General features: G+C 42.9%; 14 protein-coding genes. 12 read left to right on the plus strand and 2 right to left on the minus strand.

All coding sequences use genetic code 11. The annotated features are described in order from the left end of the window. Positions 1 to 2: 2 nt before the first annotated feature. The 8 genes from QM928_RS07905 to QM928_RS07940 all read left to right on the plus strand — a co-directional run bounded on the left by QM928_RS07905 (position 3) and on the right by QM928_RS07940 (position 6079). Positions 3 to 1667, plus strand: coding sequence for a DAK2 domain-containing protein (locus QM928_RS07905; protein ID WP_414294968.1), 1665 nt, complete (start codon positions 3 to 5; stop codon positions 1665 to 1667). Between the two features lie 10 nt (positions 1668 to 1677). Beyond that, positions 1678 to 2220: an SP0191 family lipoprotein gene (locus tag QM928_RS07910; protein ID WP_414294967.1), complete on the plus strand. Its 543-nt coding sequence runs from the start codon at positions 1678 to 1680 to the stop codon at positions 2218 to 2220. Between the two features lie 169 nt (positions 2221 to 2389). Then, positions 2390 to 2581: a hypothetical protein gene (locus tag QM928_RS07915; RefSeq protein WP_006152799.1), complete on the plus strand. Its 192-nt coding sequence runs from the start codon at positions 2390 to 2392 to the stop codon at positions 2579 to 2581. After that, on the plus strand, positions 2578 to 2772 hold the full coding sequence (locus tag QM928_RS07920; RefSeq protein ID WP_414294966.1) for a hypothetical protein: 195 nt from the start codon (positions 2578 to 2580) through the stop codon (positions 2770 to 2772). The genes QM928_RS07915 and QM928_RS07920 overlap by 4 nt, the downstream gene beginning before the upstream one ends. After that, positions 2759 to 3643 carry an ABC transporter ATP-binding protein gene (locus QM928_RS07925; protein WP_414294965.1) on the plus strand — a complete coding sequence of 295 codons (885 nt, stop codon included), beginning with the start codon at positions 2759 to 2761 and terminating at the stop codon, positions 3641 to 3643. Before QM928_RS07920 ends, QM928_RS07925 begins: the two co-directional genes overlap by 14 nt. Position 3644: 1 nt before the next feature. Continuing rightward, positions 3645 to 4382: an ABC transporter permease gene (locus tag QM928_RS07930; protein WP_223338424.1), complete on the plus strand. Its 738-nt coding sequence runs from the start codon at positions 3645 to 3647 to the stop codon at positions 4380 to 4382. Further along, entirely contained in the window at positions 4382 to 5479 is a 1098-nt protein-coding gene (locus QM928_RS07935; protein WP_414294964.1) for a sensor histidine kinase, read from the plus strand. Before QM928_RS07930 ends, QM928_RS07935 begins: the two co-directional genes overlap by 1 nt. Next, positions 5480 to 6079 carry a response regulator transcription factor gene (locus tag QM928_RS07940; RefSeq protein ID WP_414294963.1) on the plus strand — a complete coding sequence of 200 codons (600 nt, stop codon included), beginning with the start codon at positions 5480 to 5482 and terminating at the stop codon, positions 6077 to 6079. 134 nt (positions 6080 to 6213) lie between these two features. On the opposite strand, the gene dusB is transcribed toward QM928_RS07940, so the two are convergent. After that, positions 6214 to 7194 carry a tRNA dihydrouridine synthase DusB gene (gene dusB, locus QM928_RS07945; RefSeq protein ID WP_414294962.1) on the minus strand — a complete coding sequence of 327 codons (981 nt, stop codon included), beginning with the start codon at positions 7192 to 7194 and terminating at the stop codon, positions 6214 to 6216. Beyond that, positions 7181 to 8053, minus strand: a complete 873-nt coding sequence (gene hslO, locus QM928_RS07950; protein ID WP_414294961.1) for an Hsp33 family molecular chaperone HslO — start codon at positions 8051 to 8053, stop codon at positions 7181 to 7183. Before hslO ends, dusB begins: the two co-directional genes overlap by 14 nt. 164 nt (positions 8054 to 8217) lie before the next feature. Between hslO and QM928_RS07955 the strand changes: the two genes are divergently transcribed. The 4 genes from QM928_RS07955 (at position 8218) to QM928_RS07970 (ending at position 13956) form a co-directional block, all read left to right on the plus strand. After that, positions 8218 to 9645, plus strand: a complete 1428-nt coding sequence (locus QM928_RS07955; RefSeq protein WP_414294960.1) for a helix-turn-helix domain-containing protein — start codon at positions 8218 to 8220, stop codon at positions 9643 to 9645. Positions 9646 to 9804: 159 nt separating this feature from the next. Further along, the gene (gene glpK, locus QM928_RS07960) at positions 9805 to 11313 is read left to right on the plus strand and encodes a glycerol kinase GlpK (protein WP_414294959.1); all 1509 of its coding nucleotides are present in this window, start codon (positions 9805 to 9807) and stop codon (positions 11311 to 11313) included. Between the two features lie 41 nt (positions 11314 to 11354). After that, positions 11355 to 13181, plus strand: a complete 1827-nt coding sequence (gene glpO / locus QM928_RS07965) for a type 1 glycerol-3-phosphate oxidase (RefSeq protein WP_414294958.1) — start codon at positions 11355 to 11357, stop codon at positions 13179 to 13181. Between the two features lie 70 nt (positions 13182 to 13251). Continuing rightward, positions 13252 to 13956 (plus strand): MIP/aquaporin family protein, encoded by a 705-nt coding sequence (locus QM928_RS07970; protein WP_281335296.1) that lies wholly within the window; start codon positions 13252 to 13254, stop codon positions 13954 to 13956. Positions 13957 to 13968 lie beyond the last annotated feature (12 nt).

A 13968-nucleotide genomic window follows, 5' to 3' on the forward strand; every position in this document is an offset into this window, starting at 1 on the left:
TCGTGTCAAATATTACTACAAGCTTATTTCAAGAAATGGTACAGGCTGCATCTACTCGTTTGAACAAGCAAGCCGAATATGTCAATTCATTAAACGTCTTCCCAGTTCCAGATGGAGATACAGGAACAAACATGGGAATGACTATCGAAAATGGTGCTAAAGAAGTAGCAGACAAACCAGCTTCAACTGTTGGTGAGGCTGCAAGTATCTTGGCTAAAGGTCTGTTGATGGGTGCGCGTGGGAACTCAGGAGTTATCACTTCTCAGCTTTTCCGCGGATTCTCGCAAGCCATTAAGACAAAAGAAGAGTTAACAGGGAAAGACCTAGCTCTTGCCTTCCAATCTGGTGTTGAAGTAGCCTACAAGGCTGTTATGAAGCCAGTTGAAGGAACAATCTTGACTGTATCACGTGGTGCTGCCATCGGTGCTAAGAAAAAAGCCGAGCAGACAGACGATGCCATTGAGGTTATGCGCGCTGCCTTAGAAGGAGCTAAAACAGCCCTTGCTAAGACTCCGGACATGCTTCCAGTCTTGAAGGAAGTTGGTGTTGTGGACTCTGGTGGTCAAGGTTTGGTCTTCATCTATGAAGGTTTCCTTTCAGCTCTTACTGGCGAATACAGCGCTTCTGAGGACTTTGTCGCTACTCCAGCCAACATGAGTGAAATGATCAATGCAGAACACCATAAGTCTGTAGCTGGACATGTGGCAACAGAAGATATCACTTTTGGTTACTGTACGGAGATCATGGTTGCCCTTAAGCAAGGTCCAACTTATGCTAAAGACTTTGACTACGATGAATTCCGTAACTACTTGAATGACCTTGGGGATTCTCTACTTGTTGTTAATGATGACGAAATCGTTAAAGTTCACGTCCATACAGAAGATCCAGGTCTTGTCATGCAAGAAGGTCTCAAATATGGTAGCTTGGTTAAGGTTAAAGTCGATAACATGCGTAACCAACACGAAGCACAAGTGGAAAAAGAAGCTAAAGTTAGCAAACCAGCTGAAGAAAAAGAATACGCCCTTATCGCAGTAGTAGCTGGACAAGGCTTGGCAGACATCTTCCGTGCTCAAGGTGTGGACTATGTTATCGAAGGTGGACAAACCATGAACCCTTCGACAGAAGACTTTATCAAGGCTGTTGAGCAAGTTAATGCTCGTAACATCATCTTCTTGCCAAACAACAAAAATATCTTCATGGCAGCTCAATCTGCAGCTGAAGTCTTAGAACAACCAGCAGTAGTGGTAGAAGCTCGTACCCTTCCTCAAGGATTGACTAGTCTTCTTGCCTTCGACCCAAGCAAATCAATTGAAGAAAACAAAGAACGCATGACTGCAGCTCTTGGTGATGTGGTCAGCGGTAGTGTAACAACAGCCGTTCGTGACACGACTATCGATGGTTTGGAAATCCATGAAAATGACAATCTTGGTATGGTAGATGGTAAGATTCTCGTATCAAACCCTGACATGCACCAAACTCTGACTGAAACTTTGAAACATATGTTGGATGAAGACAGTGAAATCGTAACCTTCTATATCGGTGAAGACGGAAGCGAAGAATTGGCTAACCAAATCGCCCAAGAAATCGCAGAAGAATTCGAAGATGTAGAAGTAGAAATCCACCAAGGTCAACAACCAGTTTACCCATATCTTTTCAGTGTGGAATAGGAGACTTTGAATGAAGAAAGTTTTAGGATTGATTTTTGCAGCGTTACTTGCTCTTGCTGGCTGTGGTCAAACCAACACTGCAACAACAGAGTCAAGTAGTACAGCAAGTTCGATTGATTCATCTAGTCAGTCGAGTCAGGTAAAAGAAGAAAAAACAAAAATCCTTAAAGGGAAAATGGATGAATTTGATGTCACTATGACCTTTGTTTATACGGATGTTGTTAAACACTTCAAGATGGAGATGCTCGGAAAAATGAACGTGGAGATTCCTGCTGGAGTTACTCCTGAAGAATTCCAAGCAATCTTCCGTGAAGCTATGGAAGATAGTCCAGAGTATCTTGAAATCAAGGACGAGCCTGGTGTTAATGTAGAATATTTTATCACCGAGGACAAAAAGATGAGAGTCGTTATGGAACTCGATCTTGAAAAAGCAGATTTAGATAAAGTAAAAAACACATATTTCTTTAAATCACTAGCGGATGGTATAGAAGACTTTAAAAAGCCTAATGCACTATTCGCTGCATTAAAATTACAGGGATTTAAAGAAGAATAAAAAAAGAGGTCGGGAAAAGATTCCCGATCTTTTTGGTTTGCAATGAGTTTTTGAGCTGGTAGCTGACTGAACTTTTTGTGACATTTGTCATATTTCCTCATGACAGAAGCTTCTAGTGATTCTACCTTCAAAGAATTATACTAGATGTATCAAATGGAGGAAGAAAAAAATGAAACATAAAGTAATTGTCGCAATGAGTTTAGTAGCAGCAGGAGTCATGACTTATCTCATGTTTTCAGGATTGGATGAAGGCTTTTATCATTTTCCTTGGGAGTTGTTTGCAAGTTTTGGAATCATGTCTTGGTTGATCCGAGAAGGTTTGAAATTGGTCTCAGATGTGAAAAAGGAGTTTGAAAAATGAAAAAAGCGATTCTCTTTCTTTTTATTGGACTGTCACTAGTGGTATGGTTGGTAGAAATGTTTACAGGTTGGTTTGATCAAGCCTTCCTGCACCAAGCCATTCGCGGTGCCTGGGGATTAGGATTTATGATTTTTATCGTCTTTCCGATGGGAAAGGAGTGGCTGAAAGGAGAATATCATGAACATGATTAAGGTAGAAAGCCTAAATAAAAACATCAAGGGCAAGGCTATTTTGAAGGATATTTCCTTTGAGGTAGCTGAAGGTGAATGCGTCGCCTTGATTGGGCCCAATGGTGCTGGAAAGACCACACTCTTGGACTGTTTGCTTGGAGATAAACTGGTCACCAGCGGTCAAGTATCCATCCAAGGCTTGCCAGTGACGAGCTCTCAGTTAGACTACACAAGATCCTACCTCCCTCAAGAAAATGTCATCGTTCAGAAATTAAAGGTTAAAGAGTTGATTGCTTTCTTTCAAAGCATTTACCCAAATCCCTTGAGCAACCAGGAAATCGATCAACTATTGCAGTTTGACCAGCAACAAAAAGAGCAATTGGCAGAAAAATTATCAGGTGGGCAAAAGCGTCTCTTCTCTTTTGTCTTGACCTTGATTGGGCGACCAAAGCTTGTCTTTTTAGATGAACCGACTGCGGCCATGGATACCTCAACCCGTCAACGTTTTTGGGAAATTATCCAGGAGCTAAAAGCTAAGGGAGTAACTATTCTCTATTCGTCCCATTACATCGAAGAGGTAGAGCATACAGCTGATCGGATTTTGGTCTTGAATAAGGGAGAGTTGATTCGCGATACAACACCTCTAGCCATGCGCAGTGAGGAGATTGAAAAGCACTTTATCCTTCCTCTAGCATACAAGGAAATCATTGAGCAGTCTAACTTGGTTGAAAACTGGTCACAAAAACAAGATGCTCTGCAAGTAGTTACACGTGAAGCGGATGCTTTTTGGCAACTGTTAGTGCAAGCAGGATGTAGGATTCAAGAAATTGAAGTCAATAATCGTAGCTTGTTGGATACAATCTTTGAAGAAACACAAAAAGGAGATGACTAAGATGAAACGATGGATCGCATTAAATAAGATAGAATTTCTATTGACCAAACGACAATTAGTCTATTATCTGTTATCCGTAGGGATGCCGACAGCCTTCTATTTATTCTTTTCAGGTATGTACCAGGACACACCAGGTGGACCGGCTAATTTTATGCGCGACTACCTCATCTCCATGACGGCTTTTTCCATGATGTCGACAGCTATCTTTTCATTCCCAGTTGTTTTACATACCGATAAGATCAACAACTGGCAGAAAATATTACGTCATAGCCCTGTAAATATGGTAGAATATTATCTATCAAAGATAACAAGTATGATGGTTGATTATTTGGTCTCAATCCTGGTTGTTTTCTCAGTTGGGCATTTTGTAAGAGGTGTGGATATGTCTCTTGGAAACTGGATTGGGGCTGCGTTCTTGCTGATAGTAGGAAGTGTTGCCTTTGTAGCACTTGGCTTAACCCTGACTCTCTTACCGTCCAGTCAGCTGATGTCTGTCGTAGGCAATCTTCTTTACTTTGGCTTGGCTGTTTTAGGCGGACTCTGGATGCCTGTCTCTTTATTTCCAGATTGGATGCAAGCAATCGGGAAGCGTCTACCAAGCTATCAGTTGATGGAATTGATCAAGACCTTCTTAAATGAGGGTGGCATCAATTTATCAGCCACAGTTTATCTACTTGTTTTTTCAGCAGTTTTGTTTGGTTTGACCATTTACCTTCAAGGTCATAAGGAGAATGCTTAATGCTTGAAAGACTGAAGAGCATAGACTATATGTATTGGGCCAGTTTGATTTTTATGGTTTTTCCCATCCTTCCTGTAGTGATTGGGGAGCTTGCTGTCTGGCATTTATTGATTGATATTCTATTTGTAGTGGCGTATTTGGGTGTTTTAACAACTAAGAATCAGCGCCTATCTTGGCTTTTCTGGAGCATCATGCTGGTCTATGTAGCTGGGAACACCGCCTTTGTTGCTGTAAATTATATCTGGTTCTTCTTTTTCCTTTCCAATCTCTTAATTTATCATTTTGGCGTACGTAGTTTTAATTCTTTACATGTCCGGACTTTTCTCCTTGCTCAAGTGCTTGTGGTGGGGCAACTGTTGATTATTCAGAGAATCGAAGTTGGGTTTCTATTCTATCTACTTGTAATTCTTGCTTTTGTCGATTTGATGACTTTTGGTTTGGTTCGGATTCGTATTGTAGAGGATTTGAAAGAAGCGCAGGCCAAGCAAAATGCCCAGATAAATCTATTGCTAGCTGAAAATGAACGCAGTCGTATCGGTCAGGATTTGCATGATAGCTTGGGACATACCTTTGCTATGCTGAGTGTCAAAACAGATCTGGCCCTGCAGTTGTTTCAGATGGAGGCTTATCCACAGGTGGAAAAGGAATTAAAAGAAATTCACCAGATCAGCAAGGATTCCATGAATGAAGTGCGAACCATTGTGGAAAATTTGAAATCACGGACCCTAGCTTCCGAGCTTGAGACTGTTAAGAAGATGCTGGAAATTGCTGGGATTGAAGTTCAGGTTGACAATCAGTTGGACAAGGCTAGTTTGACCCAGGATGTCGAGTCGACGGCTGCTATGATTTTGTTAGAACTTGCGACCAATATCATCAAGCATGCCAGCGCTGAAAAAGCCTATCTAAAACTGGAACGCACAGATCAGGAATTGCTATTGACAGTTAGAGATGACGGGAAAGGATTTGCAACTGTAAAAGGAAATGAACTTCATACAGTCCGTGACCGTGCAGCGGCCTTCTCAGGTCAAGTAGAGCTGGTCAGTTTGGAAGATCCCACAGAGGTGCGCGTGCATCTGCCTTATAAGGAGAGAAAGTAGATGAGAGTATTAGTCGCAGAAGATCAAAGTATGCTTAGAGATGCTATGTGCCAGCTCTTAAGCTTTCAACCAGATGTGGAGGCTGTCTTGCAGGCGAAAAATGGAGCCGAGGCTATCGAGGTTTTGGGGAAAGAAGCAGTAGATATTGCCATCCTTGACGTCGAAATGCCAGTCAAGACGGGACTAGAAGCACTTGAGTGGATCAAAGAAGAAGTGCCTGAAATCAAGGTGGTTATCGTTACGACCTTTAAACGGCCAGGTTATTTTGAACGAGCAGTCAAAGCAGGAGTAGATGCCTATGTCTTGAAAGAGCGAAGCATCGCTGAGCTCATGCAAACCCTGCATACGGTGTTAGAGGGGCGCAAGGAATATTCTCCAGAGCTGATGGAAGTCATGATGACTCACCCCAATCCATTGACCGAGCAGGAAGTCGCTGTTCTACATGGAGTGGCTCAAGGGCTCTCCAATCAAGAAATTGCTGACAAGCTCTACCTCTCAAACGGCACCGTCCGTAATTACATGACCAATATCCTCTCCAAACTAGGCGCCAGCAACCGAACCGAAGCAGCCAAAACCGCTGAAGAAGAAGGCTGGTTGTGAGGAGAAAGAAAAAATCTCTTAGAAATGAATCTAAGAGATTTTTTGTGTTATGTGGCTATTATAGTAGATTAAAATAAGGTATGAACAAATCGATTAGGAAAGTCAAACTAATACTCTATAGGTAGTATAGAAGTTTAAGCCTTATCTAATTGCAAGAGGGCTTCAATCTCGGCTAATGTGCTTGCTTGTGAGATAGCTCCACGGAGTTTAGCTGCACCTGATGTTCCACGGAGGTAGTGAGGAGCGAGTCCACGGAATTCACGGACCGCAACCTTTTCTCCCTTGAGGTTAATCAAGCGTTTCAAATGCTCGTAAGCGATGTTCATCTTATCTTCAAAGGTTAAATCAGGAAGGATTTCTCCAGTTTCAAAGTAATGGTTGATCTGGTTGAAGAGGTAGGGATTTCCCATGGCAGCTCGACCAATCATAACAGCGTCAGCACCGACTTCTTCGATGCGTTGTTTGGCTTCTTGGACCGTACGGATATCGCCGTTGGCGATGAAGGGAATCTTGGTCAGAGCTTGGGCTACGTCGTGCAAGGTCTCAAGATCAGCATGACCAGTATACATTTGCTCACGGGTACGGCCATGCATGGCGAGGGCAGAGACACCTGCAGCTTCAGCGGCGAGGGCATTTTCCACAGCTAGAGATGGGTCAGCCCAACCTGTACGCATTTTGACGGTGAGTGGGATATCAAGGACAGATTGAACTTTGTTAATGATAGAGTAGATCTTGTCGGGATCCTTGAGCCACATAGCGCCGGCTTCGTTCTTCACGATTTTGTTAACTGGACAACCCATGTTGATATCCACGATATCGGTCTTGGTGTTTTCTTGGATGAATTCTGCTGCGCGTGCTAGGCTGTCTTCATCACTACCAAAAAGTTGGATAGAGACTGGGTTTTCGCCTTCATCGATATGAAGCATGTGAAGAGTTTTTTCGTTGTTGTATTGGATTCCCTTGTCAGAGACCATTTCCATGACAACGAGTCCAGCTCCGAGTTCTTTAGCAATGGTACGAAAGGCTGAGTTGGTCACGCCGGCCATGGGTGCTAAAACGGTACGATTGGGAATCTCAACATTGCCAATCATAAAAGGTGTATTAAGATTTGTCACGAATGAGTTCCTCCAGATCATTTTCGTTAAAGTTGTAAGTTGTTTGACAGAATTGACAAGTGATTTCTGCCCCGTGGTCTTGGTCCTTCATTTCCTGCAAGTCTGAGCTTGGGAGACTAGAAAGAGCCTTCATAAAGCGTTCTTTGCTGCAGTCACATTGGAAACGAATCTCTTCTTCAGACAAGCGTTTGTATGGTTCGTCACCATAGATGGCTTTAAGAAGAGCTTCGATATGGTCGTCGCTTTCCAGAAGGGTTGAGATAGCTGGCATTTCTTGGATGCGTTTTTCAAAACGAGCGATTTCTTCTTCCTTGGCTCCTGGCAAAACTTGAACAAGGAAGCCACCTGCTACTTTGACCTTGTCTTCTTCGTCTAAAAGGACATTTAGACCAACTGCTGACGGCGTTTGTTGGCTTTCAGTCAGGTAGTATGCCAAGTCTTCACCGATTTCCCCAGAGATGAGAGGAGTCATGGAGTTGTAAGGATTTCCAGTGCCATAGTCTGTGATAACGAGAAATTGGCCATTGCCGACAAAAGGACCGACTAGGACTTCACCCGTTGCAGTCTTTTTGATGTCAACGCCAGGATTTTGAACGTAGCCTTTGACGTTGCCCTTGGTATCTGCGACTGTGATGATGGCACCGAGAGAGCTCGTTCCAAGAACTTTAACTGTTAGTTTGGTATTTCCTTTCTCATTAGCTGCGAGAATCTGGCTAGCGATAAGGGTGCGACCAAGTGCGACGGTTGAACTGGCTTGGGTTTGATGTTTTTCTTGAGCAGTGCGGACGGTTTCTGTGCTATCAAGGACAAAAGCACGAAAGGCTCCGCTTTCTGATATAGTTTTAATAATTTTATCCATAGCTACTATTTTAGCATAAAAATGCCCAAAGGGGGAGCCGTGTGTTTGCTGATTTTCAGGATAATGGATCAGGAAATCAGCAGGTAAATAAAAAGAGAAACAGATTATTTCAGCATTTGTAAGATTTATGCTATGCTTAAGGTAGAAAATGAAAGGGGTAACAAATGTATTTAGGAGATTTGATGGAAAAGGCCGAATCTGGCCAATTTTCAATCCTTTCCTTTCTATTACAAGAGCCTCAGACGACTGTCAAGGCTGTAATGGAGGAAACAGGATTTTCAAAAGCAACCCTAACCAAATATGTCATCCTTCTTAATGAAAAGGCTTTGGATAGTGGCTTAGAGCTGAACATCTCCTTAGAAGATGAAAATCTGCGCCTGTCGATCGGTGCAGCTACCAAGGGGAGAGATATTCGGAGCCTGTTTTTGGAGAATGCTGTTAAATACCAGATTTTGGTCTATATTCTCTACCACCAACAGTTTTTAGCCCATCAGCTGGCTCAAGAATTGATGATTAGCGAGGCTACGCTTGGCCGTCACTTAGCTGGTTTAAATCAGATTTTGTCAGAATTTGATTTATCCATCCAAAATGGACGTTGGCGAGGTCCAGAGCATCAGATTCGCTATTTCTATTTCTGTCTTTTCCGCAAGGTCTGGTCCAGTCAGGAATGGGGAAATGAAATGCAAAAGCCTGAGAGAAGGCGGGAGATTGCTAGTTTAGAAGAAATCTGTGGTGCTCAATTGTCTTCGGGGCAGAAGTTAGACTTGATTTTGTGGAATCATATCAGCCAACAACGTTTACGTGTCAATGCCTGTCAATTTCAAATCATAGAAGATAAAATGCGAGGCTATTTTGACAATATTTTCTACCTTCGCTTGTTGAGAAAGACACCGTCCTTTTTTGCTGGGCAACATATTCCTTTGGGAACTGAGGATGGTGAGATGATGATTTTCTTCTCTTTTCTTCTTTCTCATCGCATTTTGCCCCTACATACCATGGAGTATATCCTTGGGTTTGGAGGGCGGCTGGCAGATTTGTTGACGCAACTGATTCAAAAAATGAAGAAAGAGGGCTTGCTGGGTGATTATACAGAGGATCACGTTACCTATGAACTCAGTCAGCTTTGTGCTCAAGTCTATCTCTATAAGGGCTATATTTTACAGGATCGCTACAAGTACCAGTTAGAGAATCGTCATCCTTATTTGCTGATGGAACATGATTTTAAAGAGATAGCAGAGGAGATTTTTCATGCTTTACCTGCCTTTCAGCAGGGGACGGACTTGGATAAAAAAATACTTTGGGAATTGCTTCAATTGATGGAATACATGGCAGAAAATGACGGTCATCATATGCGGATTGGTCTAGATGTAACAGCGGGTTTTCTTGTCTTTTCAAGAATGACTGCTATCTTGAAACGCTATTTGGAATACAATCGTTTTATTACTATTGAAGCCTATGACCCTAGTCGGCACTACGATTTGCTGGTTACCAATAATCCTATTCATAAAAAAGACCAGACTCCAGTATATTATTTAAAAAACGACTTAGATATGGAAGATTTGGCAGCGATTCGTCAGATACTATTTGCTTAAAAGGCTTGGGAATCCAGGTCTTTTTTGTGAAATTCTCACAATCCTTATCAATTTTTTTTAAAATTTTAAAAAACTTGATAAACAAGAAAGCGCTTTATTTTGTATACTAGTTACTGTAAAGAGGAAATAACCTCAAGATCTTTATCAGGAGGACAGCACATGTCACAAGAAAAATACATTATGGCCATTGACCAAGGGACTACCAGTTCTCGTGCCATTATTTTTAACAAAAAAGGGGAAAAGGTCAGCTCAAGTCAAAAAGAATTCACACAAATCTTTCCACAAGCAGGTTGGGTTGAGCACAATGCCAATGAAATTTGGAACTCTGTGCAGTCAGTAATCGCTGGGGCTTTTATCGAAAGCGGTATCAAGCCAAATCAAATCCAAGCTATCGGGATTACCAACCAGCGTGAAACGACAGTTGTTTGGGATAAAAAGACAGGTCTCCCTATCTATAATGCCATCGTTTGGCAGTCTCGCCAGACAGCGCCTTTGGCTGAACAACTAAAAAAACAAGGTTATGTAGAGAAATTCCATGAGAAGACTGGTCTGATCATCGATGCTTACTTCTCTGCGACCAAGGTTCGTTGGATCTTGGACCATGTAGAAGGCGCTCAAGAGCGAGCAGAAAAGGGTGAGTTGCTCTTTGGTACTATCGATACTTGGTTGGTTTGGAAATTGACTGATGGTGCGGCTCACGTGACCGACTACTCAAATGCAGCCCGTACCATGCTTTATAACATTAAAGAACTCAAATGGGATGATGAGATTTTGGAAATCCTCAACATTCCGAAGGCTATGCTTCCAGAAGTTCGTTCTAACTCTGAAATCTACGGTAAGACAGCTCCTTTCCATTTCTACGGCGGTGAAGTGCCAATCTCAGGTATGGCTGGGGACCAACAGGCAGCCCTCTTTGGACAGTTGGCTTTTGAGCCTGGTATGGTCAAAAATACTTACGGAACAGGTTCTTTCATCATCATGAATACTGGTGAAGAAATGCAGTTGTCTGAAAACAACCTCTTGACAACCATTGGTTATGGTATTAACGGCAAGGTTTACTATGCCTTGGAAGGTTCTATCTTCATCGCAGGAAGTGCCATTCAATGGCTTCGTGACGGACTTCGCATGGTTGAAAACTCACCAGAGTCTGAAAAATATGCTCGTGACTCTCACAATAATGACGAAGTTTATGTCGTTCCAGCCTTTACAGGTTTAGGTGCTCCATACTGGAACCAAAATGCTCGTGGTTCTGTCTTTGGCTTAACTCGTGGAACAAGCAAAGAAGATTTTATCAAGGCAACCTTGCAATCTATCGCTTATCAAGTGCGTGATATCATTGATACCATGCAAGTGGATGCTCAGACAGCTATCCAAGTCTTGAAGGTGGATGGCGGTGCAGCTATGAATAACTTTCTCATGCAGTTCCAAGCGGACATCTTAGGAATCGACATCGCACGCGCCAAAAACTTGGAAACAACTGCTCTAGGAGCAGCCTTCCTAGCAGGTTTGTCAGTAGGTTACTGGAAAGACTTGGATGAGTTGAAGCTCTTGAACGAGACTGGGGAACTTTTTGAGCCATCTATGAACGAATCTCGCAAGGAACAACTCTACAAGGGCTGGAAGAAGGCTGTGAAAGCGACTCAAGTCTTTGCGGAAGTAGATGACTAATACCGGAAGAATAAAGCGACTTAGTTAGAAAGTGTGTAAATATGGAATTTTCAAAGAAAACACGTGAATTATCAATTAAAAAAATGCAGGAACGTACCCTGGACCTCTTGATTATTGGTGGAGGAATCACAGGGGCTGGTGTAGCTTTACAGGCAGCAGCTAGTGGTCTAGATACTGGTTTGATTGAAATGCAGGACTTCGCAGAAGGAACATCTAGCCGTTCAACAAAATTGGTCCACGGAGGTCTACGTTACCTCAAACAATTCGACGTAGAAGTGGTATCAGATACAGTTTCTGAACGTGCAGTGGTTCAACAAATCGCTCCACATATTCCAAAGCCAGATCCAATGCTTTTACCAGTTTATGAAGAAGATGGAGCGACCTTTAGCCTCTTCCGTTTGAAAGTAGCTATGGATTTGTACGACCTTTTGGCAGGAGTTAACAACACACCAGCTGCAAACAAGGTCTTGAGCAAGGAAGAAGTCTTGGAACGTCAACCAAACTTGAAGAAAGAAGGCTTGGTAGGAGGTGGAGTTTACCTTGACTTCCGTAACAACGATGCGCGTCTTGTGATTGAAAACATCAAACGTGCCAACCAAGACGGTGCCCTCATTGCCAACCACGTGAAGGCAGAAGGCTTCCTCTTTGACGAAAGTGGCAAGATTACTGGTGTCGTAGCTCGTGATTTGTTGACAGACCGAGTCTCTGAAATCAAGGCCCGTCTGGTTATTAACACAACAGGTCCTTGGAGCGACAAAGTACGCAATTTGTCTAATAAGGGAACACAATTCTCACAAATGCGTCCAACTAAGGGAGTTCACTTGGTAGTGGACTCAAGCAAGATCAAGGTTTCACAGCCAGTTTACTTTGACACAGGTTTGGGTGACGGTCGTATGGTCTTTGTTCTCCCACGTGAAAACAAGACCTACTTCGGTACAACTGATACAGACTACACAGGTGATTTGGAACATCCAAAAGTGACTCAGGAAGATGTAGATTATCTACTTGGTATTGTCAACAACCGCTTCCCAGAAGTCAACATCACCATTGATGATATCGAAAGTAGCTGGGCAGGTCTTCGTCCATTGATCGCAGGCAATAGCGCTTCTGACTACAATGGAGGAAATAACGGAACCATCAGTGATGAAAGCTTTAATACTTTGATTGCGACTGTCGAAGCATATCTATCGAAAGAAAAAACGCGTGAAGATGTTGAATCTGCTGTCAGCAAGCTTGAAAGCAGTACATCTGAGAAACATTTGGATCCATCTGCAGTTTCTCGTGGTTCTAGCTTGGACCGTGATGACAATGGCCTTTTGACCCTTGCTGGTGGTAAAATCACAGACTACCGTAAGATGGCAGAAGGAGCTATGGAGCGCGTAGTTGAGATTTTGAAAGCAGAGTTTGACCGCAGCTTTAAACTCATCAACTCTAAGACTTATCCTGTTTCAGGTGGAGAATTGAATCCAGCAAATGTAGATTCAGAAATCGAAGCCTTTGCGCAACTTGGAGTATCACGTGGTTTGGATAGCAAGGAAGCACATTATCTGGCAAATCTTTACGGTTCAAATGCACCAAAGGTCTTTGCCCTTGCTCACAGCTTGGAACAAGCTCCAGGACTCAGTTTGGCAGACACCTTGTCCCTTCACTATGCAATGCGCAATGAGTTGGCTCTTAGCCCAGTTGACTTCCTTCTTCGTCGTACCAACCATATGCTCTTTATGCGTGATAGCTTGGATAGCATCGTTGAGCCAGTTTTGGATGAAATGGGACGATTCTATGACTGGACAGAAGAAGAGAAAACAACTTACCGTGTTGATGTCGAAGCAGCTCTTGCTCAAAATGACTTGGCAGCATTAAAAAATTAAGAAAAACTAGAAGAGAGGGAGACAAGCGTTCCTTGCTTTCTCTCTCCTTCTTTTAAATGGAGACAAAGATATGATGAAAGAATTATTTGGAGAATTTTTGGGAACTTTAATCCTGATTCTTCTAGGAAATGGTGTTGTTGCAGGTGTAGTTCTTCCCAAAACTAAGAGTAACAATTCAGGATGGATTGTCATCACTATGGGTTGGGGGATTGCCGTTGCTGTCGCAGCCTTTGTGTCTGGCAAGCTCAGTCCAGCTCATTTAAACCCAGCTGTGACCATTGGTGTGGCCTTAAAAGGTGGCCTGCCTTGGGCATCAGTATTCCCTTATATCCTAGCCCAGTTTGCAGGAGCTATGCTCGGTCAGATTTTGGTTTGGTTGCAATTCAAACCGCATTATGATGCAGAAGAAAATGCAGGCAATATCCTGGCAACCTTCAGTACTGGGCCAGCCATCAAGGATACAGTTTCTAACTTGATCAGTGAAATCCTTGGAACCTTTGTTTTGGTGTTGACAATCTTTGCTTTGGGGCTTTATGACCTTCAGCCTGGTATCGGAATCTTTGCAGTGGGAACTTTGATTGTCGGTATCGGTCTATCATTAGGTGGGACAACAGGTTATGCCTTGAATCCTGCGCGTGACCTTGGTCCTCGTATCATGCACAGCATCTTGCCAATTCCAAATAAGGGAGATGGAGACTGGTCTTATGCCTGGATTCCAGTTGTGGGACCTGTTATCGGTGCAGCCTTGGCCGTGCTTGTATTCTCACTTTTCTAAGATAAAAGAGCT

Source organism: Streptococcus infantis (genome assembly GCF_047460405.1).
GTDB lineage: Bacteria > Bacillota > Bacilli > Lactobacillales > Streptococcaceae > Streptococcus > Streptococcus infantis_Q.

Excerpts from the sequence above, each read along its gene's own strand:
- QM928_RS07910 (WP_414294967.1), top strand. The coding sequence starts at position 1,678 with ATGAAGAAAGTTTTAGGATTGATTTTTGCAGCGTTACTTGCTCTTGCT.
- QM928_RS07915 (WP_006152799.1), top strand. The coding sequence starts at position 2,390 with ATGAAACATAAAGTAATTGTCGCAATGAGTTTAGTAGCAGCAGGAGTC.
- QM928_RS07920 (WP_414294966.1), top strand. The coding sequence starts at position 2,578 with ATGAAAAAAGCGATTCTCTTTCTTTTTATTGGACTGTCACTAGTGGTA.
- QM928_RS07925 (WP_414294965.1), top strand. The coding sequence starts at position 2,759 with ATGAACATGATTAAGGTAGAAAGCCTAAATAAAAACATCAAGGGCAAG.
- QM928_RS07930 (WP_223338424.1), top strand. The coding sequence starts at position 3,645 with ATGAAACGATGGATCGCATTAAATAAGATAGAATTTCTATTGACCAAA.
- QM928_RS07935 (WP_414294964.1), top strand. The coding sequence starts at position 4,382 with ATGCTTGAAAGACTGAAGAGCATAGACTATATGTATTGGGCCAGTTTG.
- QM928_RS07940 (WP_414294963.1), top strand. The coding sequence starts at position 5,480 with ATGAGAGTATTAGTCGCAGAAGATCAAAGTATGCTTAGAGATGCTATG.
- hslO (WP_414294961.1), bottom strand. The coding sequence starts at position 8,053 with ATGGATAAAATTATTAAAACTATATCAGAAAGCGGAGCCTTTCGTGCT.
- QM928_RS07955 (WP_414294960.1), top strand. The coding sequence starts at position 8,218 with ATGTATTTAGGAGATTTGATGGAAAAGGCCGAATCTGGCCAATTTTCA.
- glpK (WP_414294959.1), top strand. The coding sequence starts at position 9,805 with ATGTCACAAGAAAAATACATTATGGCCATTGACCAAGGGACTACCAGT.
- glpO (WP_414294958.1), top strand. The coding sequence starts at position 11,355 with ATGGAATTTTCAAAGAAAACACGTGAATTATCAATTAAAAAAATGCAG.
- QM928_RS07970 (WP_281335296.1), top strand. The coding sequence starts at position 13,252 with ATGATGAAAGAATTATTTGGAGAATTTTTGGGAACTTTAATCCTGATT.